General features: G+C 69.6%; 22 protein-coding genes and 2 pseudogenes. 13 read left to right on the top strand and 11 right to left on the bottom strand.

The annotated features are described in order from the left end of the window. Positions 1-75: 75 nt before the first annotated feature. A complete protein-coding gene (xseA, locus tag ACFVV1_RS01425) occupies positions 76-1,287 on the bottom strand; it encodes an exodeoxyribonuclease VII large subunit (protein ID WP_389982728.1) in 1,212 nt (403 codons plus the stop codon). Between the two features lie 146 nt (positions 1,288-1,433). Beyond that, positions 1,434-2,819: an APC family permease gene (locus ACFVV1_RS01430; protein ID WP_389982731.1), complete on the bottom strand. Its 1,386-nt coding sequence runs from the start codon at positions 2,817-2,819 to the stop codon at positions 1,434-1,436. Positions 2,820-2,893: 74 nt separating this feature from the next. Between ACFVV1_RS01430 and ACFVV1_RS01435 the strand changes: the two genes are divergently transcribed. Both ACFVV1_RS01435 and ppgK read left to right on the top strand, forming a co-directional pair. Beyond that, positions 2,894-3,883, top strand: a complete 990-nt coding sequence (locus ACFVV1_RS01435; RefSeq protein WP_389982734.1) for a 4-hydroxy-3-methylbut-2-enyl diphosphate reductase — start codon at positions 2,894-2,896, stop codon at positions 3,881-3,883. Between the two features lie 67 nt (positions 3,884-3,950). Then, entirely contained in the window at positions 3,951-4,703 is a 753-nt protein-coding gene (ppgK, locus tag ACFVV1_RS01440) for a polyphosphate--glucose phosphotransferase (protein WP_389982737.1), read from the top strand. A 27-nt stretch (positions 4,704-4,730) separates the two neighbouring features. Here ppgK and ACFVV1_RS01445 read toward each other — a convergent pair whose 3' ends face one another. Then, positions 4,731-5,336 carry a DUF6542 domain-containing protein gene (locus tag ACFVV1_RS01445; protein ID WP_389982740.1) on the bottom strand — a complete coding sequence of 202 codons (606 nt, stop codon included), beginning with the start codon at positions 5,334-5,336 and terminating at the stop codon, positions 4,731-4,733. 362 nt (positions 5,337-5,698) lie between these two features. Between ACFVV1_RS01445 and ychF the strand changes: the two genes are divergently transcribed. The 3 genes from ychF (at position 5,699) to ACFVV1_RS01460 (ending at position 7,518) form a co-directional block, all read left to right on the top strand. After that, positions 5,699-6,787, top strand: a complete 1,089-nt coding sequence (ychF, locus tag ACFVV1_RS01450; RefSeq protein ID WP_389982743.1) for a redox-regulated ATPase YchF — start codon at positions 5,699-5,701, stop codon at positions 6,785-6,787. A gap of 198 nt (positions 6,788-6,985) precedes the next feature. Next, on the top strand, positions 6,986-7,267 hold the full coding sequence (locus ACFVV1_RS01455; RefSeq protein WP_389982746.1) for a type II toxin-antitoxin system Phd/YefM family antitoxin: 282 nt from the start codon (positions 6,986-6,988) through the stop codon (positions 7,265-7,267). Next, positions 7,264-7,518, top strand: a complete 255-nt coding sequence (locus ACFVV1_RS01460; RefSeq protein ID WP_389982749.1) for a Txe/YoeB family addiction module toxin — start codon at positions 7,264-7,266, stop codon at positions 7,516-7,518. The genes ACFVV1_RS01455 and ACFVV1_RS01460 overlap by 4 nt, the downstream gene beginning before the upstream one ends. A 113-nt stretch (positions 7,519-7,631) precedes the next feature. Here the strand turns inward: ACFVV1_RS01460 and ACFVV1_RS01465 are convergent, their stop codons facing one another. The 3 genes and pseudogenes from ACFVV1_RS01465 to ACFVV1_RS01475 all read right to left on the bottom strand — a co-directional run bounded on the left by ACFVV1_RS01465 (position 7,632) and on the right by ACFVV1_RS01475 (position 9,023). Next, positions 7,632-8,180, bottom strand: coding sequence for a hypothetical protein (locus ACFVV1_RS01465; protein ID WP_389982752.1), 549 nt, complete (start codon positions 8,178-8,180; stop codon positions 7,632-7,634). Further along, a pseudogene (locus ACFVV1_RS01470) lies at positions 8,144-8,371 on the bottom strand (aminoglycoside phosphotransferase family protein); the annotation flags it as partial. The gene ACFVV1_RS01465 and the pseudogene ACFVV1_RS01470, both read right to left, overlap by 37 nt. Before the next feature lie 349 nt (positions 8,372-8,720). Beyond that, positions 8,721-9,023 (bottom strand): hypothetical protein, encoded by a 303-nt coding sequence (locus ACFVV1_RS01475; RefSeq protein WP_389982755.1) that lies wholly within the window; start codon positions 9,021-9,023, stop codon positions 8,721-8,723. Positions 9,024-9,337: 314 nt separating this feature from the next. On the opposite strand from ACFVV1_RS01475, the gene ACFVV1_RS01480 reads away from it, so the two are divergent. After that, a complete protein-coding gene (locus tag ACFVV1_RS01480; RefSeq protein ID WP_389982758.1) occupies positions 9,338-9,637 on the top strand; it encodes a hypothetical protein in 300 nt (99 codons plus the stop codon). Positions 9,638-10,530: 893 nt separating this feature from the next. Here the strand turns inward: ACFVV1_RS01480 and ACFVV1_RS01485 are convergent. Next, positions 10,531-10,728, bottom strand: a pseudogene (locus ACFVV1_RS01485) (transposase); the annotation flags it as partial. A 104-nt stretch (positions 10,729-10,832) separates the two neighbouring features. Next, on the bottom strand, positions 10,833-11,567 hold the full coding sequence (locus ACFVV1_RS01490; protein ID WP_389982760.1) for a carbonic anhydrase: 735 nt from the start codon (positions 11,565-11,567) through the stop codon (positions 10,833-10,835). A gap of 996 nt (positions 11,568-12,563) precedes the next feature. Here ACFVV1_RS01490 and ACFVV1_RS01495 point away from each other — a divergent pair. Together ACFVV1_RS01495 and ACFVV1_RS01500 are read left to right on the top strand one after the other, a co-directional pair. Next, on the top strand, positions 12,564-13,310 hold the full coding sequence (locus ACFVV1_RS01495) for an IPT/TIG domain-containing protein (protein WP_389982763.1): 747 nt from the start codon (positions 12,564-12,566) through the stop codon (positions 13,308-13,310). Positions 13,311-13,644: 334 nt separating this feature from the next. Continuing rightward, positions 13,645-14,754 carry an IPT/TIG domain-containing protein gene (locus tag ACFVV1_RS01500; RefSeq protein ID WP_389982765.1) on the top strand — a complete coding sequence of 370 codons (1,110 nt, stop codon included), beginning with the start codon at positions 13,645-13,647 and terminating at the stop codon, positions 14,752-14,754. A gap of 193 nt (positions 14,755-14,947) precedes the next feature. Here ACFVV1_RS01500 and ACFVV1_RS01505 read toward each other — a convergent pair whose 3' ends face one another. The 3 genes from ACFVV1_RS01505 to ACFVV1_RS01515 form a co-directional block, all read right to left on the bottom strand. After that, positions 14,948-15,388: a cation:proton antiporter gene (locus ACFVV1_RS01505; RefSeq protein ID WP_389983888.1), complete on the bottom strand. Its 441-nt coding sequence runs from the start codon at positions 15,386-15,388 to the stop codon at positions 14,948-14,950. 72 nt (positions 15,389-15,460) lie between these two features. Continuing rightward, complete coding sequence (locus ACFVV1_RS01510; RefSeq protein WP_389982768.1) at positions 15,461-18,094, bottom strand: discoidin domain-containing protein; 2,634 nt, start codon at positions 18,092-18,094, stop codon at positions 15,461-15,463. Between the two features lie 186 nt (positions 18,095-18,280). Continuing rightward, positions 18,281-19,378 carry a threonine synthase gene (locus ACFVV1_RS01515; RefSeq protein WP_389982771.1) on the bottom strand — a complete coding sequence of 366 codons (1,098 nt, stop codon included), beginning with the start codon at positions 19,376-19,378 and terminating at the stop codon, positions 18,281-18,283. Here ACFVV1_RS01515 and ACFVV1_RS01520 point away from each other — a divergent pair. The 5 genes from ACFVV1_RS01520 (at position 19,355) to ACFVV1_RS01540 (ending at position 22,129) form a co-directional block, all read left to right on the top strand. Then, a complete protein-coding gene (locus tag ACFVV1_RS01520) occupies positions 19,355-19,570 on the top strand; it encodes a proprotein convertase P-domain-containing protein (protein ID WP_389983891.1) in 216 nt (71 codons plus the stop codon). The two genes, ACFVV1_RS01515 and ACFVV1_RS01520, sit on opposite strands and share 24 nt — an antisense overlap. Positions 19,571-19,720: 150 nt before the next feature. Next, positions 19,721-20,473: a GntR family transcriptional regulator gene (locus ACFVV1_RS01525; RefSeq protein ID WP_389982774.1), complete on the top strand. Its 753-nt coding sequence runs from the start codon at positions 19,721-19,723 to the stop codon at positions 20,471-20,473. A gap of 297 nt (positions 20,474-20,770) precedes the next feature. Continuing rightward, the gene (locus tag ACFVV1_RS01530; protein ID WP_389982777.1) at positions 20,771-20,953 is read left to right on the top strand and encodes an SPOR domain-containing protein; all 183 of its coding nucleotides are present in this window, start codon (positions 20,771-20,773) and stop codon (positions 20,951-20,953) included. A 68-nt stretch (positions 20,954-21,021) separates the two neighbouring features. After that, positions 21,022-21,423: an NUDIX domain-containing protein gene (locus ACFVV1_RS01535; protein ID WP_389982780.1), complete on the top strand. Its 402-nt coding sequence runs from the start codon at positions 21,022-21,024 to the stop codon at positions 21,421-21,423. A 277-nt stretch (positions 21,424-21,700) separates the two neighbouring features. After that, positions 21,701-22,129 (top strand): ATP-binding protein, encoded by a 429-nt coding sequence (locus tag ACFVV1_RS01540; RefSeq protein WP_389982783.1) that lies wholly within the window; start codon positions 21,701-21,703, stop codon positions 22,127-22,129. The last annotated feature ends 141 nt before the right edge of the window (positions 22,130-22,270 follow it).

A 22,270-nucleotide genomic window follows, 5' to 3' on the forward strand; every position in this document is an offset into this window, starting at 1 on the left:
CTACGTTCCGCTCCGCGAGGAGCCTTCGGCCTCGTCCGCCATCACCTTCGAGGGCTCCCGCCCCCGGACCCCCGCTCATTCGCTCACCCGCACCGCGAACTCGCCCCCCGATACCCGTGCCCGGAGCACATCGCCCACCGGCCCGGCGTCGGCCGGAGCCCGCACCACATGGCCGTCCGCCCGCTGCAGCACCGCGTACCCGCGCTCCAGCGTCGCCGCGGGGGACAACGCGACCACCCGCGCCCGGGTGTGGGCGAGCTCCGAGTCCGCCCGGTCCAGCAGATGCCCCAGCACCCGCCGCCCCCGCCCGATCAGCGCGTCGATCTCCGAGGCCCGCTCGTCCACCATCCGCAGGGGATGCTCCATCGACGGCCTGCCCAGCGCGTGCGCCAGCCCCCGCTCCTCCCGGTCCAGCAGTCCCCGTACCGTCCGCAGCGCACGGTCCCGCAGCTGCTGCACCCGGTCCAGCTCCTCTCCCACATCGGGCACGATCTTCTTCGCCGCGTCCGTCGGCGTGGAAGCGCGCAGGTCCGCGACCAGGTCGAGCAGCGGGGAGTCGGGCTCATGGCCGATCGCCGACACCACCGGCGTACGGCACGCGGCGACCGTACGGATCAGCTGCTCGTCCGAGAACGGCAGCAGGTCCTCCACGCTGCCGCCACCCCGCGCCACGACGATCACGTCGACGTCCGGGAGGTCGTCCAGCTCCTTCACGGCCTGCACCACCTGATTCACCGCGTGCACGCCCTGCACCGCGGTGTTGCGCACCTCGAACCGCACCGCGGGCCACCGCCGCCGCGCGTTCTCCAGGACATCGCGCTCGGCCGCCGAGGCCCGCCCGCAGACCAGCCCGATCAGCTGCGGCAGGAACGGCAGCGGCTTCTTCCGGTCGAGCGCGAAGAGCCCCTCCGAGGCCAGCGACTTCTTCAGCCGCTCAAGGCGGACCAGCAGCTCACCGATGCCGACCGGCCGTATCTCCGTGGCCCGCAGGGACAGCTGACCGCGGGGCGCGTACCACTCGGGCTTGGCAAGGACGACGACCCGCGCCCCCTCCGTCACCACGTCCGCGATCCGGTCGAAGACCTGGCGGAAGCACGTCACGCTCACCGAGATGTCCTGCGACGGGTCGCGCAGCGTCAGAAACACCACGCCTGCGCCCGGCCGCCGCGACAACTGGGTGATCTGCCCCTCGACCCAGACCGCCCCGAGCCGGTCGATCCACCCGCCGATGAGCCGCGACACATCACCGACGGGGAGCGGAGCTTCCGCGGACGTTTGGAGAGCCATGCGAGCGAGCGTATCCGCCCCCACCGACAATCAGCCGCCGGAGACAGCAGCCACTCCCCGCCGACGACAACAGCCACTCCCCGCCGGAGACAGCAGCCACTTCCCGCCGACGACAACAGCCACTCCCCATCGGGGGAACGCAACCCTCAGGCCGGGCGTCGCCCCAATTGCAATGCCAGCACCACCAGCCCCACCCCCAGCCAGCACACCCCCACCACCTGGGCGCTCGCGGCCGCCTCCACGATCACCGCTATCAGCACGCCCGCACCCACCACCGGCACCAGCACATGCCGCCACCAGCTCGGCGGCCCCTCCATCCGGCGTACGGCGAACCAGCCGACCACCGACGCGTGCAGCAGCACGAACGCCGTCAGCGCACCGATGTCGACGACCGACACCAGACGGTCGAGACCGTCGGCGCGCCGGGCCGCCCACACCGCCGCCACCAGCGTCACCACCGCGGCCAGCAGGATCGCGACCCGCGGCACCCCGGACCGCGGATCGACCTTCGACAGCAGCACGGGCAGCCGCCGCTCCCTGGCCATCGCGAACAGCAGCCGCCCCGCGGCCGCCTGCCCGGCCAGCGCCGCGAAGGCCGCCCCGATCGCCTTGCTGACCGCCACCAGATCGTGCAGCCAGGTCCCGACCGCGGAGTCCACCGTGTAGTAGAACGCCGAGCCCTGCGTGGCCGGATCGGCGGCCAGCTCCGCCGACGTCATCGGCTCCAGCAGCGCCGCCAGATACCCCTGCGCCACGAACAGCACACCCGCGAGCACCAGACAGAACAGCACCGCCCGTGCCACCTTCGACGAGCCCCCCGTCACTTCCTCCGCGAACGAGGCGATCGCGTCGAAGCCCAGATACGACAGCACGGCCACCGACACCGCCCCCAGCACCGCCGACAGGGAGAAACCGGAATCGCCCGTGAGCGGAGTCAGCCAGCCGCGCTGCGCCCCGTCCCGTACGAGAACCACCACCGCCGACACCAGGAACACCAGCAGCACCACGATCTCCATCGCGAGCACCGCGAAGCCGACCCGGGCGGCGGCCCGCACGCCCCAGAGATTGAGGAGGGTGGTGATGACGACGGCCAGCGCCGTCCACACCCACTGCGACACCGACGGCACGAGCGCGTTCAGCGCGATTCCGGAGAAGAGATAGGCGACCGCCGGGATCAGCAGATAGTCGAGCATCGCCATCCACCCGGCGATGAAGCCCGGCCCCTCCCCGAGCCCCCTGCGCGCGTACGCGAAGACCGAGCCCGCCAGCGGGGCGACGCGCACCATCTGGGCGTAACTGAAGGCCGTGAACGCCATCACCACGGTCGCCGCGACATAGACCAGCGCGACCGCACCGCCCGATTTCGCGTCGAGCGTGCCGAACACACCGACGGGGGCCATCGGCGCGATGAAGAGGAGCCCGTAGACCACCAGATCCCGGAAGCCGAGCGTCCGCCGCAGCCTGCCCGCCTCCTGGTGCGCACCCCGCACCTCCGTGCCCCCGCCCCCGTTGCCGCTGCCGGTCCCCGCCATGAGCCCTCCGTCGATCGCGTACGGATCAGTCTCGCGACCCCGCCGATCTTCCGCGCGTCCGACGCGGCCTTACGATGGGGCGCATGACTGCTACGACACCCCGCCGCGTCCTGCTCGCCGCTCCCCGTGGCTACTGCGCGGGCGTGGACCGTGCCGTGATCGCCGTGGAGAAGGCCCTGGAGCAGTACGGCTCCCCGGTCTACGTACGCCACGAGATCGTCCACAACAAGTACGTCGTACAGACCCTGGAGAAAAAGGGTGCGATCTTCGTCGAGGACACGGCGGAGGTGCCCGAGGGCTCGATCGTGATGTTCTCCGCGCACGGCGTCGCGCCGACCGTGCACGAGGAGGCGGCCGAGCGGAAGCTCGCCACGATCGACGCGACGTGCCCCCTGGTCACCAAGGTCCACAAGGAAGCCGTCCGCTTCGCGCAGGAGGACTTCGACATCCTCCTGATCGGCCACGAGGGCCACGAGGAGGTCGTCGGCACCTCCGGCGAGGCCCCCGACCACATCACGCTGGTCGACGGCCCCGAGGACGTCGCGGGTGTCGAGGTGCGCGACCCGTCGAAGGTCGTCTGGCTCTCCCAGACCACGCTCTCCGTCGACGAGACGATGGAGACGGTCGGCGCGCTCAAGGAGAAGTTCCCGCTCCTGATCTCGCCGCCCAGCGACGACATCTGCTACGCCACGCAGAACCGCCAGATCGCCGTGAAGCAGATGGGCGCGGACGCCGACCTCGTGATCGTCGTCGGCTCCAAGAACTCCTCCAACTCGGTCCGCCTGGTCGAGGTCGCCCTCGGCGCCGGCGCCGATGACGCCCATTTGGTCGACTTCGCGGACGAGATCGACGAGGCCTGGCTGGAGGGTGTCTCCACGGTCGGTGTCACCTCGGGCGCGTCCGTTCCCGAGGTCCTGGTCGACGGCGTCCTGGCATGGCTCTCGGAGCGCGGTTTCGAGGACGTGGAGATCGTGAAGGCGGCCGAGGAGTCCATCACGTTCTCGCTCCCCAAGGAGCTCCGCCGCGACCTGCGCGCCGAGGCCGCGGCACTCGCCGGGGAGTGACAACTTCGCGCCGACGGCCTCCCGCTTCGGGAAGTGGGCCGGGCCACCTGCCCGTACCGTGGATTGCATGCAGATCTTCGGCGTGGACATCGGCGGATCCGGGATCAAGGGCGCTCCCGTTGACCTGGACCGCGGAGACCTGGCGCAGGAGCGCCACAAAGTACTGACACCGCACCCGGCCACGCCCAAGGACGTGGCCGGGTGCGTGGCCGAGGTGGTCGGTCATTTCGACTGGTCGGGTCCGGTGGGCATCACCTTCCCGGGCGTCGTCACCAGCGGTTGCACCCGTACCGCGGCCAATGTCGACAGGGGCTGGATCGACACGGACGCCCGCGGACTGCTCGGCGACAGGCTCGGCCTCCCCGTCACGGTTCTGAACGACGCCGACGCGGCCGGCATCGCGGAGATGTCGTTCGGCGCGGGCCGCGGCCGCATGGGGACGGTCATCGTGCTGACGCTCGGTACGGGGATCGGCAGCGCCCTCTTCATCGACGGCAAGCTGGTCCCCAATACCGAGCTGGGCCACCTGGAGCTGAACGGCCACGACGCCGAGAAGCACGCCTCCACCAAGGCCAAGGAGGACGAGGCGCTGAGCTGGCACCACTGGGCGCACCGGCTGCAGAAGTACCTCGCCCACGTGGAGATGCTGTTCTCGCCCGAACTCTTCATCATCGGCGGCGGAGTCAGCCGCAGGGCCGACAAGTTCCTGCCGCTGATCGAGCACGTACGGGCCGAGATGGTGCCGGCGGAGCTGCAGAACAACGCCGGCATCGTGGGAGCGGCGATGGCGGCGGCGGACAAGGCGCCGGACAAGGCGTAGGACGGTGCGCCCCGTCCGGGCCCCCGCTCAGCGCTGGGGACGACGGGGCGGCTGCGCGGCCCGGGCCGTCTGCGCGGCGAGCAGCATCCGGCGCTGACGTTGCCGCTGCCGCATCAGCCGTACCTTCCGCACGGTCGCGATGAGCCCGGCGATGAGCGTCCCGCCGTACAGCCACCCGGCGTGTACGGCGAGCGCGGTGACGAGCGCCATGGTCTGACCGGCGAATCCGCCGGGGCCGCCGGAGATCGGAATGACCCCGACGGCGAACGCGATCGGCACGATGATCGGGGCGGTGACCAGGTCCGCGGGCCGCACCCACAGCGCGGTCAGCGCGCTGACCGGCAGGAACAGCACACCGAACACGGTCGACGAACCGTCGAGCAGCAGCTCGTCGAGGCACGCCAGTACGAACATGGAGGCGGCGGCGAAGAGCCCCGCACCGATGCCGGTCAGCCGGGGATTCGGCAGCCTGCGCAGCGCGAGAACGGCGGGCGGCACCGGCCGCGACCGGCCCTCCGGCTTCGCGTCCATCACCCGATAGACGGCGGCGGCTTCGTCGATGGTGCCCTGCGGGGACAGCGGGGCCTGCTGAGACTGCCTGCGCTGCGGGGGACGTGTCCTGTGCTGCTCCACCGGGACAACGTAGGTCGCAAGGCAGGAGGAAACGGGTGCGGGACACGCGCTTTGGGTGACCTTGGGGGTGAGTTCGATGCCACACGGCCGAACGCCGACCGAAACGGTGCCTGGATCGGTGCCGGGGTCGGTGCCGGGGTCGGTGCCGGGAGCCGGTGCCCGGAGCCGGTGCCCGGAGCCGGTGCCCGGAGCCGGTGCCCGGAGCCGGTGCCCGGAGCCGGTGCCCGAGCGGACCCGTGGTTACCCGGTTGCGCCCGCCCGTAAACTGGAGAATCGGCCCACCCGGGCCGACGCGTTTCCGCCCGTTCCACCACCTCTCCACCTCTCCACCTCTCCTCCTCACTCCTCAGGAAGTCGCCAACGTGTCGCTCACGATCGGAATCGTCGGTCTGCCGAATGTCGGCAAGTCGACCCTGTTCAACGCCCTGACCAAGAACGACGTGCTGGCGGCCAACTACCCGTTCGCCACGATCGAGCCGAACGTGGGCGTCGTCGGCGTCCCGGACGCCCGCCTGAACAAGCTGGCGGAGATCTTCGGCTCGCAGCGCCTGCTCCCCGCGACGGTCGACTTCGTCGACATCGCCGGCATCGTGCGAGGCGCTTCGGAGGGTGAGGGCCTGGGCAACAAGTTCCTCGCGAACATCCGCGAGTCCGACGCGATCTGCCAGGTCATCCGCGCCTTCAAGGACGAGAACGTCGTCCACGTCGACGGCAAGGTCTCGCCCAAGGACGACATCGAGACGATCAACACCGAGCTGATCCTCGCCGACCTCCAGTCCGTCGAGAAGGCCGTCCCGCGCCTCACGAAGGAGTCCCGCCTCCAGAAGGAGAAGGTCGCGGTCCTTGCCGCGGTCGAGGAGGCCCAGAAGATCCTCGAGTCCGGCCAGACCCTCTTCTCCGCAGGCATCACCGCAGGCACGGAGAAGGGCAAGCTCCTCCACGAGCTGCACCTCCTCACCACCAAGCCCTTCCTCTACGTCTTCAACGTCGACGAGGACGAGCTGGTCGACGAGGACTTCAAGAACGAGCAGCGCTCCCTGATCGCCCCCGCCGAGGCGATCTTCCTCAACGCCAAGATCGAGTCCGAGCTGATCGAGCTCGACGACGACGAGGCCCTCGAACTCCTCCAGTCCATGGGCCAGGAAGAGCCCGGCCTCGCCACCCTCGGCCGCGTCGGCTTCGACACCCTGGGCCTGCAGACCTACCTCACCGCAGGCCCGAAGGAAGCCCGAGCCTGGACGATCAAGAAGGGCGCCACGGCCCCCGAGGCAGCCGGTGTCATCCACACCGACTTCCAGAAGGGCTTCATCAAGGCGGAGATCGTTTCCTTCGAGGACCTGGTCGAAACAGGCTCGGTCGCCGAGGCCCGCGCCAAGGGCAAGGCCCGCATGGAGGGCAAGGACTACGTGATGCAGGACGGCGACGTGGTGGAGTTCCGCTTCAACGTGTGAGCGGATGGAATAACACCACCTTGATGGCCTGGCAAACGTGCAGGCCAGAAGGGGTCGGCTCCTGTGGGAGCCGGCCCCTTGGCTTTTCCCGTGCTGGGATGGTGCTGAGACAGCTGATCGACCATCAGCTGTTCGCCCCGCCTGGAGGGCGCCAAGAGTGGTACGTTATCAGGTACCACTTGAGGAAGGGGTCAAGGCATGTCCATAACCGCGAGCGAAGCCCGCAAGGCGCTCTTTCCGCTGATCAAGAAGGTCAATGACGATCACGAGGCCATCGAGATCGTCTCCAAGCACGGCAACGCCGTGCTCGTCTCGGCCGAGGACTACGCGGCGCTGCGCGAGGGCTCGTATCTGCTGCGCTCTCCGGCGAATGCTCGCCGGCTCCTCAGGGCGTACGAGAACGCCCTGGCCAACATCAACGTGTCGGAGCGCGAGCTGATCGATCCGGACTCGTCGGACGCTGGTGCGGGTGCGGCGTGAGGCTTGTCTTCGAGGATCAGGGCTGGGAGGACTACACGTCCTGGCTCAAGAACGACCGCAAGATGCTCGCTCGGATCAACAAGCTCATCGAGGATGTCAAGCGTGATCCGGTCTCGGGAATCGGCAAGCCTGAGCCGCTGAAGTACCACTTGCCGGGGGCTTGGTCGCGACGGATCGACGATGAGCACCGCCTCGTCTATCTGGTCACGGACAAGGAGATCGTCGTCCTTGCCGCCCGCTATCACTACTGACCGCGGGGCGGTTCCGGGCGGTAGGGCGTGTACGGGATATCCCTCCCGTGCTGGGAGGGGCTCCTCCAGGGCGACGTTTTCGCAGGTGGGAGCGGTTTGCTGGATATTTCGCTTCAACGTGTAGTACGTCCGGTGAAGGGCCGTCCGACCTGCGGTGGAGCGGGTTGGGCGGCCTTTGTGCTGTGCACGGAGTCCGCCGCGCCCTGGTGGCGGGCCCATTTGCGTATCTCATCGGGCCGGTTCGGCTGGAGGCCGGTGTACGGGTCGGGCTGCACCAGCAGTGTCGGTTGGCCTCGGGCGGTGCGTTCGGCGGCCCAGGTGTGGTCGCGGGCGGTGAAGTCGTCGTCGATCCAGGCGACGGGTGCTCTGCCGAGCCAGGGGTCGACGTGGTCGCGTTTCCAGAGGTAGCCGTTGGGGTGGCTGGTGGTGATCTGTGGGCGGGGGAGGTCGAGGTAGGGGAAGTCGGGCAGGCCCAGGAGGGGCCCGGTGATCGTGGTGGCGTCCCCGCGCCGGCTCGTGCACCACACGGGGGAGATGAGTCCGCCGGCCAGAAGGTCGGTGAGCAATGGGCCATGGCTGGGGTCGAGCCAGATGGGACGAGGTCCTCGGGGTGCCGGCCGGTGGGCTGGACGACCCACATGCGGTGCCGGCCCAGGGCCCATGACTCGGCGGTCAGGCCGCCCCGGGCGGCGAGGGCGTCCTCGTGGCCGCCTGCGGTGACGTACTGCTCCAGGAACACCCGCAGTCGCACGAGCTCGTTAGGGTCTTTCGTTTGGATCAGGCCGGGCCCGGTAGAGGCGCGAGCGAAGTCGAGGAGGTGCCAGCCGTTCTCCCCGATGTGGACGCTCGTGGGAAGAAGACTTACGGCCATGGGCACGTCGCAAAAGGTGCCTCGCCAGCAACGTCACCCAGGCCGCCAGAAGGAGCGCCGCGACAACCCTCAGCCAGGGCGCGGTGCCGCTACTGGCCGCTGTCCACCCATAGAACAAGATGCACAAGCACATCCCGCCCGGGCTGTCGAAGAACTCGTCCCTCGGGTTTCGAGACATCCCCGCCCTCCTCCTGCTCTCGCGAGTTTCCGCACAGGCCACCAGCCGAAACGAAGGCTGTCGGCAAAGTGCGGTCGGTTGAACCCGCACGTCCCAGTGTGAGGGCCCGGACGGGAACGGGGCATAGGCCACCACGCCAGTGCCCGAACCCGCTCAGGATCCGTCCCACATCCCCAGACGCTTGAGCCTGCGCTGCCGAAGCCGCTCCGAGGCTGCCGTGAGGCCGAGGACAAGTCCCGTCACCAGCCCGAAGAACACCGCGAACAGGGGATCGTCGGGTTCCTCCCCGGGCGACACCAGCAACAAGAAGAGGGTGAAGGGAACGGCCGCGCAGAGACCGGTTCCGATCGGGTGTCGGGCTACCCATTTCTGGATCCGATTCGGACGCCGCTGCCCACCCAGGGCCCGATCCAGAGCCCAGAACACATCCCCCACGGACCGCCGCCAGTTCGCCACGGCAGAAGGATATGGCAGCCGACCGGTTGGCCCCAGGCCGAGTGCTCATGGCCGAGCAACGGTCTGTCAGCCGCGGTGTACAGGCACCGACGTCATTTCTTCCCGCTACCTGTCTTCCCGCTACCTGCTCGACAAAGGTCCGCCGTTCACACAACGCGTTCCCGCAGACGAACCGGCGGACCCGCAGACAAGTCCCGTCGGGGACACCGTCTCCGAGACTCGCTAAGGTCACCGGTGCCGGGCGGGGACAGCGGTGCGTCGCACAGATTTGACGCAGTTCACCGTGCGCGTACTCGTCAGCAGGAGGAGGCATCATGGAATGGGTCGTTGGATCCGGGATGGCCATGGGCGTTCTGGCGATCGTCCTGGGAACTGCGTCGATACGCACGGGGTGGACGTTGCCGTGGGCGCGCCGCCATGTCACCCGACCGCGGATCCACGGACTTGGGGCACTGTTGGTGGGTACGAACTGCGTGGTGCAAGGCCTGTTCTACTTCCGAATAGCGCCGAGCCCGTCCTGGGAGATCCGCTTCTTCAGCACGACCGCGCTGACGCTCTGCGGACTGGTCCTCGTAGGAGTGGGGCAGATGCTGCCGTTGCGCCGTAGAAGCTGATGCCCAGGCTCTGCGGCACCTGTTCAACCGCATGCTTGGCCGGCTCCACCACTGCCTATTGCACCGCTGCCCGTTCGATGAGGCCATAGCGTTCCCCGTCGCCTCCCGGACAGGGGTGGCGGCGCCAGTGATCTTGCTCAGGCTGCGCGCCTCCAGATCTCATTCCAGCGCTCGGCTCGCGCTAGAAGAACTCTCCGGTCGACGGTGGTTTTGTGCGCGCTGAGACCCACCCCGCATCGTGCGCACAGCCGGTGCAGTAAGTGCCCGGACCTCCAACGAGTCGTCCCCTCGTCCGTGCCGCAGGCACGGCACAGCGAGGACGCTGCTGTGGGCGGGATGACGGAACGGAGTATGCGTTCCACCACTTCCGAAAGCGGTTCGGTGGGATGGAATTCCGGATTGGGACAGTAGGCCAGGCTCCCTTGCGAACCGCGTCCCTGGTCCCACCAGCTGCCATCGCTCTTGGGATGGCGAAGTCCAGCGGCCTTCTCTTGCCGACGGCGTGCTATGAACGCGGCCTCGCCCGCCAGCCAGTGCCGGCGGGCCGCGTGAAGCTCCTCCACCGCGCGGATCAGCGAGGCCGGGTCCTTCTCCAGATCAGCAGGAATGCGTGCGCTGCGACATAGGTGGTGGTATGTGGCGCGAAAGCCATAAGGGGCGAAAGTGACGACACACGTCCGGAACGCGGCATGACGAGCACGAACCGGATGGCTCATGTCGTGCACGCGTCGACGATGAGTCTCAAAGCTGGCCACCCCGTGAGACTACGGTCACGCTCACCAGCCCTGCATCCGACTATCAGCGACGGGGCTGTGCTCGTCCACCTTGATGTCTTGGAGGCCCTGGCAGAGGCCTTGGTCGGTGGGTGATGAGGCAGGTGGCAAGGCCGAGGAAGGCTTCGCGAGAGCCATACCGCGCGAACGCCTTGCTCGCGGGATCTCCGCGAGCAGGGGCATCAACTGAGTGACGTCGTTGCGGTTTCCGCCGGTCAGCGACACGGCGAGCGGGATGCCCCGGCCGTCGACGAGGACGTGGTGCCTGCTGCCCGGCCGGGCGCGGTCGACCGCGCCCGGCCCGCTTCCGGGCCCCGCCGAGCGGCCCTGACATGCCGGCTTCAGTTGTTTCGGGCCCTTCGGCGAGGTGGTGCCGCTCGTCCGCGCCGGGGCGGCAACGCGCGTGCGCATCGTTCGGCGGGTCAGGAAGGTGCGCCGGCCAGGACTTCCACCTTGCCGGTGTCGAGGGAGTAGTAGGCGCCGACCACGGCAAGGGCGCCCTTTCCCACGAGTGGGGCCAGGTCCTGGTTGGAGCGCAGGTCGGCCGCGGTCAGCTCGACCTGGGCGCGGGCCATGGTCTCGACCGGGTCGGCACCGCCTTCGCGGACTGCCTGCTCGTACGCCGGCCGCAGGGCCTTGGCGATCGCCTCCAGGTTGCCGGGCAGCGGCTTGCCGTCATGGATGGACTTGTACGCTGCCTCGACGGCGCCGCAGCGCTGATGCCCGAGGACCACGATGAGCGGAGTGCCACTCGTCATGGGCCCGTACTCCACGGACCCCGTGACCACCGGACCGACCGCCTCCCCGCCCGTGCGCATCACGTAGAGGTCACCTAGTCCGGTGTCGAAGAGGAGTTCCGGCGGCACCCGGGAGTCGATGCACGAGAGGACCGCTCCGAAAGGTTCCTGTTTCCGGGCTACGAACTCGCGTCGGTTCGGATCCCGGTCGGGATGCCGAAGGTCTCCGCTCACCCAGCGCTTGTTGCCGTCCATCAGTCTCGCGAACGCCTCGGCGGGCGTGGCCGGCCGTGCTTCCGGCGAAGCGCTGGTCGCCATCGGGGTGGCGCTCGTCGATGAGCACCCCGCCAGTGCGGCCGAGGCGGCCACGAGTCCGCCGGCGAGCAGAGTTCTGCGATCCGGACGTCCCGCTCTGTCCATTTCGGTGGTTCCCCTCAGTCCGCTGAGATGCGTCCGTACGTCTTGGCCAGGGCGATTGTTCAGCGCGGTGCGGGAGCCCGGCCACAGGCGCACGCGGGCGCGGGCCGCTTTGCCACCGACGGCCCACAGAACCGCCTCGGGCGGCGGCGCGAGCAGCACCACAGCACTGACCGGGCAATCACGCGGGTCTCAGGGGTCGTCTCTGTCCGGAGACGGCCCCCTCCCTGCTTCCGCGCCGGGTCTGCCGGCACCGCGCCGGGTGTGGTCGTTGCCGGAAACCGGTCAGGTGCGTGCTGGTTCCTGGGGGGCGCGTGGTGGGAGAGGTGGCGGATTCGGGTCCCCCCGGTGTACTGATCGACCCGCCCCTGTGCGCTCGTCCGTTCAGGTGACCGGCAGTCAGGACGCTTGTGTCATATTCCATTTGTATGGGTCACTTGAGTAACCGAACCGGTGGGTCGCCCATCCCTCTCCGGGGGAGCGCGGAACCGTTCTGTTCGCCGACCGTCCACGCATGACGGACCTCGGCATCTTTTGCTCCGGATGGCCGCGATGGGCGCCCCTGTAGAGGACTTGGATCCGACCAGTCGTCCCTGCCGATCAGCGGCAGGGGATGGTGCGGCAGCCCCCGGCCTCTGCAAGTGAGCGGTGCGCGAGTCATCCGCGCACACCGAACACCTCGTCATCGGGGCCACGAGCCTGGCCGCCGGCCACGGCCCTCCGGGGCCCGCGGCCCGCGACTCGGCTCATCACGGCTCCGAGCACCCTGCGCGGCGACGGCCGCTGACGGCGCCTTCCCCCAGCAGGCACCTTTCGGGCGATTCCCCGGGTTCGCCCAGCGGCGTACCCCCGGGACCGGTCGAGCAGGAGGCGAGCGAGGACAGCCGGGGCCGGACAGCGTCCCGGTGGTCCAAGTCGCGGCCATGGGTCCTGATCCGGACCCTTCTCGAAGTCAACTTCCGGATTCGAGAGGTCAGTTCAAGCACACGGAGGACGATCATGCCAATCAGTCCCAACCAGGGCTCCACCGGTGGCGGTACCACCGTCACCATCACGGGCACCAACCTCACGGGCACCAGCGCGGTGCTCTTCGGCGCCAAGCCGGCCACCGGCGTCACCAACGTTTCGCCCACCCAGGTCACCGCTGTCTCGCCGTCCGGTTCCGGCGCGGTCGACGTGACGGTGACCGCCCCGGGCGGAACCAGCAATCCGATCCCGTTCTTCTACGTCGGCGCCCCGTTCAAGTCCGGTCTGAGCGTGAAATCGGGCGCCACCGCAGGCGGCAACACCATCATCATCAGCGGCACCGGTCTGTCCACCGCCACGGCGGTGTCCTTCGGCGCCAATACCGCCACACCGACGGTGCTGTCGGACAGCCAGATCAGTGTCGTCGTGCCCGCGGGTGCGGCAGCCGGGCCGGTGAGCGTCAGTGTGACGACCGCTGGAGGCACCAACAACGGTCTGTCGTACACGTACATCGACGTCCCGACCATCACCGCGATCACTCCGACCTCCGGACCGACGTCCGGCGGAACGGCGGTGACCATCACGGGCACCAACCTGACCTCGACGAGTCAGGTCACGTTCGACTCGGTGCCGGCACCGTTCTTTGTCATCAACGCGACGACGGTGTCCGCCTTCACCCCGTCCGGCGCCGTCGGTGCGGTCGACGTCGGTCTCTCCAACCCTGCGGGCACAGCCACGGACGTCGGCGCCTTCACCTATGTGACGGGCCCCAGCGTCTGATCCGCCACGGCTGTGGCACCGACCGTCGGCGTGGAACAGCGCCCGGCGCCGGTACCGCTCCCGGTTGCATGATGCCCGCCCCGGTCCGGCGCATTCCGCGCCCGGCCGGGCGGGTATCCCACTCGGCACCACTCGCTCGCGCCGCCCGGCCAGGAGGTCCGGGCGGCGCCCCGACTATCACATTCCGGTCTCCGTATCCCGTTCACAACGCCCCGTTCACAACGCCCCGTTCACAACGCCCCGTTTACAACACCCTGTCCACAACGCCCCGATCACATCCCGCCGATCACATCACCCTGACAGGAGAACGGCAGTGGAGCGCTCCGACAGCTCAATGCCCCACGCTACGCAACCGTCGACGGCTGCGGCGGCCCCCGCAATCACCACGAGCAGCCCTTTCTCGGGGGCCGCCGCGGGTTTTACCTACACGATCGCGACGCCCACGATCAGCTCCCTCGCCCCCAACCAGGGGTCGGCCGAGGGCGGGAACACCATCACGTTGACCGGGACCGGCTTCACCGGCGCCACCTCGGTCCGTTTCGGTACCGTGGCCGCCGCGTTCATCGCCGTCTCCGACACACAGGCCACCGCGATCGCGCCCGCCGCGCCCGTCGGCACAGTGAATGTCACGATCACCACTCCGGGTGGCACCAGCGCCGGAATCCCCTATGCGTACGTTGCCGTTCCGGTTCTGGGCAGTGTGGCTCCGGCCCAGGGGTCACTCGCGGGCGGGAACAGCGTCACCTTGTCCGGAACCGGCTTCACCGGTACGACCTCCGTTCATTTCGGCGTGAACGCGGCGACTGCGTTCACCTTCGTCTCGGCGAATCAGCTGACTGCGGTTGTCCCCGGCGGCGGCCCGGGACCGGTTGCCGTCACGGTCACCACGCCCGGGGGCACCAGCAGTCAAGCCGTCGCCTACTACTACCTCGGCGCACCGGTTCTCACCAGCGTCGTCGCCGGGTCCGGTCAGGTAGGCGGTGGCAACGGCGTGACGCTGACCGGGGCCAATCTCCTGCAGGCCACGGCGGTTCGCTTCGGCTCGACGGCGGCCACCACTTACACCATTCTCTCGGCCACGGAGATCAGAGTGACGGTGCCGCCCGGTGTCAGCGGCACCGTCCCGGTCACCGTCACCACGCCCGGTGGCACGAGCAACAGTGTGGCCTACCTGTATCTGAGTGCCCCGGTGGTCGTTGGTCTGGTACCCAACCAGGGGCCGTCGGCAGGCGGGAACACGGTGACTGTCACCGGCTCCGGACTGACATATACCACCGCAGTGCTGTTCGGGAGCGTGCCCGCCGGCTTCACCGTGGTCTCCGACACCCAGTTGACGATCACGGCGCCGCCCGGCGTGCTGGGGGCGGTCACCGTCAGGGTCGTCACCCCTGGTGGCACCAGTGCCGGCGTTCCTTACACCCGAGTCGGCTCGCCCGGCATCTGAGCGGTCCGGTCGGCTCGGCGAACCGTTTCGACGGGTATCCCGGGAGAGCCCGGCCCATGGGCAGTCGCAACCATGAGTGAAGAGTCGATACGTAACTGCCCGGCCTCCGTCGAGAGCCGACTGGCAGCCGACGGCTGCGCGCCTCGCTGCTTCCGGCCGCGCGGCTGAACCGGCGGGTACCGGGGCGTTGTTGTCAGTGTCCGTGGGGTGCGGCGGGTAACGGGGTGGGGGCGGGGGCCGGTGCGGGGGCCGGTGCATCCTTGAGCGCGGACGCCCGTCCGGTCAGCCAGAAGCCGGCTGTCTGGCTGGTCACGACCGAGACCAGGACGAGAACGACGAAGAACTCGGCGTTGATGATTCCGGCCTTCCGGGTGGCGCCGACGAGGATCACGCCCAGTGTTCCGCGTGCGTTCATCGCGAGTGCGAGGCAGCCGGAGAAGGCGGAGTCCTCGCCGGCCGGGCGGGCCGCACCCCAGACGCTCAGAGTCTTGACACCGCAGGCCGGCAGCAGGAACCGGAGGAAGAACGGGATGTCCAACTCCGGTACGAGATCGAGCCGTACGCCGACCAGGGCGGAGAACACCGGGATGAAGAACGCCTGGGCGAACTGCCTGATCCCCTCCCAGGCCCGCAGGGAGCCTGCTCGGTCTCTACTACGGCTTCGGGAGCAGGTTCCGCACCCGAAGCTGACCTCCTGTACACCTTCCTACGGCTGCGCGACCCTCAACTCCCGTACCCCCGCGGGCTTCTGTGCGTCCTCGGATGCCACCGTCAGCCGCACATGCCGGGCCACTGCTCCCGCCCGGTACGGCTGCCAGTGGGTGCCGTCGGACGAGGTCTCCAGGCGGTACGAGGAGGGGTGCACGTCGGCCCACTCCGGTTCGATCGAGGTCACCGGGGCCGCGCGCCCCAGGTCCACCGTCAGCGCGCCCGTCGCGCCGTCCGGGGACCAGGTCGTGGCCGGGCTGCCGTCCACCGCGGCGGCCGCGTACAGGCCGGGGGTCTCGGAGGTCGCCGTCGCGGGGCGGCAGCGGGCCGCGTCCGTCGTCCGGGCGAGGTCGGGGCGGCGGGTGGCGAGGGCGAGTGTGCCGGTGAGGAGGCGGGGGCCGGTGGGGGTGTGGACGGTGAAGGGGGCGCCGGAGGTCAACCGGACCGTCGTCGTCAGGGGGCCGATCGCGATGTCGTACGTACGGCCCCGGTAGCGCAGCCCCGTCAGTGTGACGCCCCTGCCCAGCTGCGGCGGCAGCAGCGGATCGAGGCGCACCCCGTCCTCCCGCAGCCGAAGGCCCGTCAGTCCGTGCGTGAAGACCTGGAGGAATCCGCCCTTCCCGGTGAGGAAGTCCTCCGCGGGGGCCCCCGACAACGGGTCCTGTGCGCCCGCCTTCGCGCCCCGGGCCTCGCTGAAGAGGGCGTACGGGCCGCGCATGAACGGGCGTACGGCGCGCTGGAGATAGGTGTACGTCGCGCAGCCGGCCGCCCCGATCGCGGCCGCGTCGATCGCATGGACCGAGTCCGTCATCGCCGGGCCGTCCGGATCGGTGCGCTCGGCGTAGTAGTCGAGCGTGGCCGCCCGGGCGCCCGGCTCCATCGGCCATTCGAGCGGGTAGATCAGCAGCACCGTGTCGGCCTGCTTGATCGTCGAGCCGTTGTAGCCCGCGTACTGGAGGAAGAGCTTCCGTTTCGGGTCGTACGGGATGCGCAGACCGTCCGCGACCCGCGTCCACTCGGGCGGTGCGGCATGCCCGAGCAACCGCGCCGCGCGGGTGGCGTTGCGCAGCGCGGTGGCCGCGACCGCGTTGGTGAAGACCCCGTCGGTGACGCCGTTGCTGTACTCGTCGGGGCCGGCGACATCCTTCACCGAGTAGCTGCCGTCGTCGTTGGCGGTGGCTCGCGAGACCCAGAAGTCGGCGATCCCCCGAAGCAACGGCCAGCCGTGCCCGGCCAGCCAGTCGCGGTCCCCGGTCGCCAGGTAGTACTGCCAGACGGCGAGCGAGACATCGCCCTGGAGGTGGATCTGGGTGAGGCAGTGCGGCGGGTCCCAGCTCTGGCACTCGGTCCAGAGGTTGCCCCTGCTCGCACTCGTCCACGGGTAGAACAACCCCCGGAATCCCAGTTTCCGGGCGTTGGTACGGGCTGCTCCGCGCGTGCGGTAGCGGTACTCGACGACCGAACGGGCCGGCTCGGGGCGGGTGGCGAGCAACCCCGGGTACATCCAGATCTCGGCGTCCCAGAACACCATGCCCGCATAGTTGTCGCTGGTCAGACCGGCCGGAGCGATGCTGTCGCGGGAGCCGGTACGGGTGGACGTGAGCAGGCCGTACTGCGCCGACCTCAGCCACTTCTGCAGTTCGGGACTGTCCGGTACGGAGATGTCGGCCGCCCAGACCCGCCGCCAGGCGGCGGCGTTCGCGGCGAGGACGGCCGACCAGCCGCGTCCGGCCGCGCGCCGGGACGCCTCGCGGGCGGTGGTGCGCGGGGCGGACGAGGTGAGCGCGGTGTCCACCCCCACGTACTTCTCGAAGGCGTATGTGCGCCCGGCGCGCACCTGGGGCGTGCTGCGGACCTGGTTCGCGCCGGGTACCTGTGGCTCCGATCCGCCGGTGCGCAGCGTCTGGACGATCGCGCCCGCCGTCCCGGTGCCCTGGGTGCGGAACGTTCCGTCGGCGTTCAGCGTGATCCGGCGTGCGCCCCGTGGGTCGACGCGGCCGGTGACGGTCGCGGTGCCGCTCCAGTGCGGTGTCATGCGCAGCCGTACGGCGCCGGTGTGCACGTCGGACCGGTCCGCGAGCACCTCGTACGTCAGGTCGGTCGCGCGCCCGTCGGCCGTGGTCCAGCGCAGCGACGTACGCACCAGGCCGCAGCGCAGGAACACGGTTTGGCGGTAGTGCGAGATCCGGCCCGGGGGAGTGCCGGAGCCGTAGGTCTCGTTGCCGACGCGTACGTCGAGGGTCGTCCAGCTCGGCAGTGCGGCGATCACCTCGCGGCCTTCGGCGAGGTCCTTGTCGCGCCCGAACAGGCCGGAGACGAAGGCGCCGTCGTAGCGCGGCGTGAACAGCGGCCAGCCGGTCCTCCTGTCCGACGCGGCGTATCCGGCGCCTGTGGCGGGCACTCGGTGGGCCAGATATCCGTTGCCGACATAGGCGTCGTAACCGTCCGCCTCGCCGAACCGGGTGGAGGCCGGCGCCCAGGCGGGGTCGGTGTCCCGGCCGCAGGATGCGGCGGCAGGCGGGAGGGAAGCGGCCGCGTGGGAGAGGGGCGGCAGCGGCGCGACCAGGGCGCTCGCGACCAGGGACGTCAGGGACGCGAGGGACGTGAGGAGACAGACGCGCGAGGGGCTCACCGTACGAAGGTATGGACGCGCGCGCCGAGCGGAGGTGCACGGCGCGCGGCGGGCGGGTGAACGGCGGGCGGGTGAACGGCGGATGAGCCCCTCGGCCGGCCCTCGGCCCGCGGTGAGCCGGCCACCGGCCCACCACCGGCCCACACTCAGCTCACCACCGGCCCCCAGCTCACCACCGGCCCGCCGTCAGCGGGCGAGGCCCGTTTTCAGGCCTGCTCCGCACAGCGGGACGACGACGCTCCGGTCCGTCCAGTCGCCGACCGCCGCCCAGCAGACGACGCCCGTCGTCTCCACGTAGAACCCGCGGGCGGCCAGGTCCAGCTGTGCCGAGCGGATCTGATCCTCGGTCACCGTGAGGAAGGTGCCGCCCGACTCCCGTACCGCGGCCAGGATCGCCCGGGCGCGCGGCGGGCGGGGGATGGCGATGCCCTCGGCGAGGGTGGGGGCGGGCGCGCCGGCCGGGGCGCCCGGCAGATCGTCCGCGTCCGCGCGGAAGGCCGCGGCCAGTGGGGACACGGCCTCGGCCTGTACGGCGATCAGCGCCGGGCGTCGGTTGATCAGCCCCTGGGCGTGGAGCTCGGCGGTGGCCAGCGCCGCGCCGAGCAGGAGGGTGCCGTTGCCGACCGGTACGGCGATGGCGTCCGGGAGGCGGCCGCCGAGGTCCTCCCACAGCTCGTACACGTAGGTCTTCGTGCCGTGCAGGAAATACGGGTTGAAGACGTGCGAGGCGTAGAAGGTGCCGGGGACGTCGGCGGCGTCACGGGCGGCCGACGCGGTGGCCTCGCGGTCGCCGGGGACGATCTCCAGGCGGGCGCCGTGGGCCCGGATCTGCTCGGTCTTCTTCGGTGACGTGCCCTCGGGGACGTACACCGTGCAGGGGAGCGATGCCCGGGCGCAGTACGCGGCGACGGCCGTGCCCGCGTTGCCGCTGCTGTCCGCGACGACCCGCTCCGGCGAGAGACGGCGGGCCAGTTCGGCGAGCATCACGGCGCCGCGGTCCTTGAAGGAGAGCGTCGGCATCAGGAAGTCGAGCTTGGCCGACACCGTGCCGGTGAGCGGGACGAGCGGGGTGCGGCCCTCGCCGAGCGTGGTCGTCGGCGCGGCGAGGGGCAGCGCCTCTTCGTAACGCCACAGTGAATTGACGCGGCCGGTCAAGGAGTTGAGCGAGAGTGGCCCGGCCACCTCGAAGTCGAGGTCCCATGGGCCGCGGCAGACCGGGCAGCACCAGGTGAGGGCGGTGGTTTCGGCGCGGGTGCCGTCCTGCGGACAGAGATACGTGGCCATGCCCGTCAGCATGTCAGGCGTGGGGCGGCCGAATGGCGATGGTATGGCACACATCAACGCACCCTTGTGGTCTCGGTGAACGCCTCGTGGGAGGTGGCCAACGGCACCTGGAAGCTGCGGGTCGACCACAACGCGGCGGCCGGCCCCGGGAAGATCAACTCCTGGGCCCTGCAGTTCTGGTCGCAGTTCTGATGACGGCTCGGTTCTCTTTGGGGCTCGGCGGCGGGTCATGCATGAGGTCGTGACGAATCATCACTTCGAGTGAAACTCTGGCCCGTGCTTGCGGTGCACAACCGACGGTTGTCAGGCTGTTGCAGACTGTCAACCTGTTGGGAGTGGCCTGTGGCTTTCGGTGAGCAGCCCGCCTATCTGCGTGTTGCAAGCGATCTCAGAGAGAAGATCGTCAACGGTTCGCTGCCGCCGCATACGCGCTTGCCCTCGCAGGCGCGTATCCGCGAGGAGTACGGAGTCTCGGACACCGTCGCGCTGGAGGCACGCAAGGTGCTGATGGCCGAGGGTCTGGTCGAGGGGCGCTCCGGGTCCGGTACCTATGTGCGCGAGCGCCCGGTCCCTCGCCGGATCGCCCGCTCCGGCTACCGGTCCGGGGCCGGGGCCGGTCCGTTCCGTCAGGAGCAGACGGCGGAGGGGGTGTGCGGGACGTGGGAGTCCCGCAGCGAGCAGGAGGGCGCGAGCGGCGAGATCGCCGAGCGCCTCGGCATCGAACCGGGCGACCGGGTGATGCGTACGAGATACACCTTCCGGGAGGCCGGGGAGCCGATGATGCTCTCCACCTCCTGGGAGCCGCTCGCCGTGACGGGGCGTACGCCGGTGATGCTGCCGGAGGAGGGCCCGCTGGGCGGCTGCGGGGTGGTCGAGCGGATGGCCGCGATCGATGTCGTCGTGGACAACGTGGCCGAGCAGGTCGGCGCGCGCCCGGGGCTGGCGGAGGAGCTCCTGGCGCTCGGCGGTGTTCCGGGCCATGTGGTGATGGTGATCGAGCGGACGTATTACGCGTCGGGTCGCCCGGTCGAGACCGCGGACGTGGTGGTGCCCGCCGATCGCTTCCGGATCGCCTACCACCTTCCGGTCCGGTGACCGACAGGCACAGGGCGTTGCCCGGCGCCCGTGACGCCAGGTCGACCCCCTGCCGGGCCCCATGACAGATGGGCTGTCGCCGACCGTCATGGCTTGTCATGTCCCGTTCCTAAGGGGGCGCATCCAGCCGGGTGCGCCCCCTTCTTCATGGCCGGATCGGTATCTCTTTGTGTAATTACGTATTCGTTGAGTGAAGGTCAGGCGTAGGGTCGGGCATATGCGTACTGCGGTTTCCTGGGGATCCTTAGAGACGTACATGCCGTTCGAGGGAGGGGCGCAATGCTCGGGAGGGGCGCGATGACCGACAGCGGTGCCGAGCTCCCCTGGCTGGTGATAAGGGAGGACGACAACGGCAATCGCTACCGCGTCGGCAGATATGCCACGCAGGGCGAGGCCCGGAAGATCGCCGACAAGCTCGACGCCCACGGCCACAAGCAGCTCTACTGGGTGGAGCGCAACGGGCAGAGCGCCCGGCCGTAGGGCGCCGGGCCGCGCCCGTCCGGCTAAGGTCCTGCCTGACGTGGGTTCCAGACGGCGAAGGCGGAGTGATGTCGGTCCTGATCGACACGGTGGCGTGGGTGCGCGTGGAGGGCGGCAGGATTCTCTGCGCACGGCCACGGGGGAAGGACGTCTTCTACATCCCCGGTGGCAAGCGGGAGGGCGCGGAAAGCGATCTCGAAACCCTGCTCCGCGAGATCAAGGAGGAGCTGACGGTGCTCCTCGAACCGCGCACCGCGGTACACGTGGGTACCTACGAGGCCGGGGCGCCCGATCTGCCGAGCGGCGCTGTGGTGCGTATGAGTTGCTACACGGCGGACTACGAGGGGACGTTGGCGGTGAGCAGCGAGATCGAGGAGATGGCCTGGTTCTCGTACGTGGACCGACCGCTGGTTCCGCCGGTTGATCAGCTGCTCTTCGACGACCTCAAGGCGGCGGGCGAGCTGAACTGAGTCGGGCCCGACCGTCGTTGTGCCTCGCTGAGGCGTGTCCGTCCGGGGGTGCCGCGCTCACGGTGCGCCCCTCCGGTGCCGAGCACTGCCCGCGTGGATGGCTGCGGCGCGCGCCGATGGCCTCGTGCGCCCCTCTCTCTGTGTACATCTGTTCGTGTGCGCACCCATACACCCGTACGCCCCACGTGTCGATCGCGGTGGTAGTTCGTCCTGAATATCGGGTATGTGCTGATTAACCCCCGTAAAACAGGACGCTCTCCGTTGCTGGTCTTGGGAAGTGGTCGGCGTGATCGACACAGAAGGCGATTGCGCCGAGTGGACCTTTCCGGCTGTGCCGGGCGCGGTGCGTTCCGCGCGGCATGCCGTCCATGAGGCGTTGCGCGGCTGGGGGCTCGACGACGCCGTCGGGGACGTGACGGTTCTGCTGGTCAGCGAGTTGGTGACCAATTCCATGCAGTACACGACGGGCCCCATCGGTGTGCGGCTGCAACGCCCTCATCTCAACGGTGACGCCCCCGCCGCCCACCCCGGACTGCTCGTGGAAGTCTCCGATCCGCTTCCGGATCCGCCCACCGAACGCAGTGCCGGACCCGATGACGAGGGCGGCAGAGGACTGCAGCTGGTGGCCTGTTCCGCGCGCCGCTGGGGGACCCGACGGGGAAAGAGCGGCAAGACGGTGTGGTTCGAGCTGTCCCTGCCTGGTTAGGAGTGGGGTGGGACGCACAGCGATCACCGGAGGTCGGTCCGGAGGCCGGGCAGAACCTGGCCGAAAGGGACTGAGACCGTGCTGTGATCGTGAACGCCGTGTCGGTTGGGACCATAGTGCTGAATACTGCGGGCAGGACCG

The organism is Streptomyces sp. NPDC058092 (genome assembly GCF_042884935.1).
GTDB lineage: Bacteria > Actinomycetota > Actinomycetes > Streptomycetales > Streptomycetaceae > Streptomyces.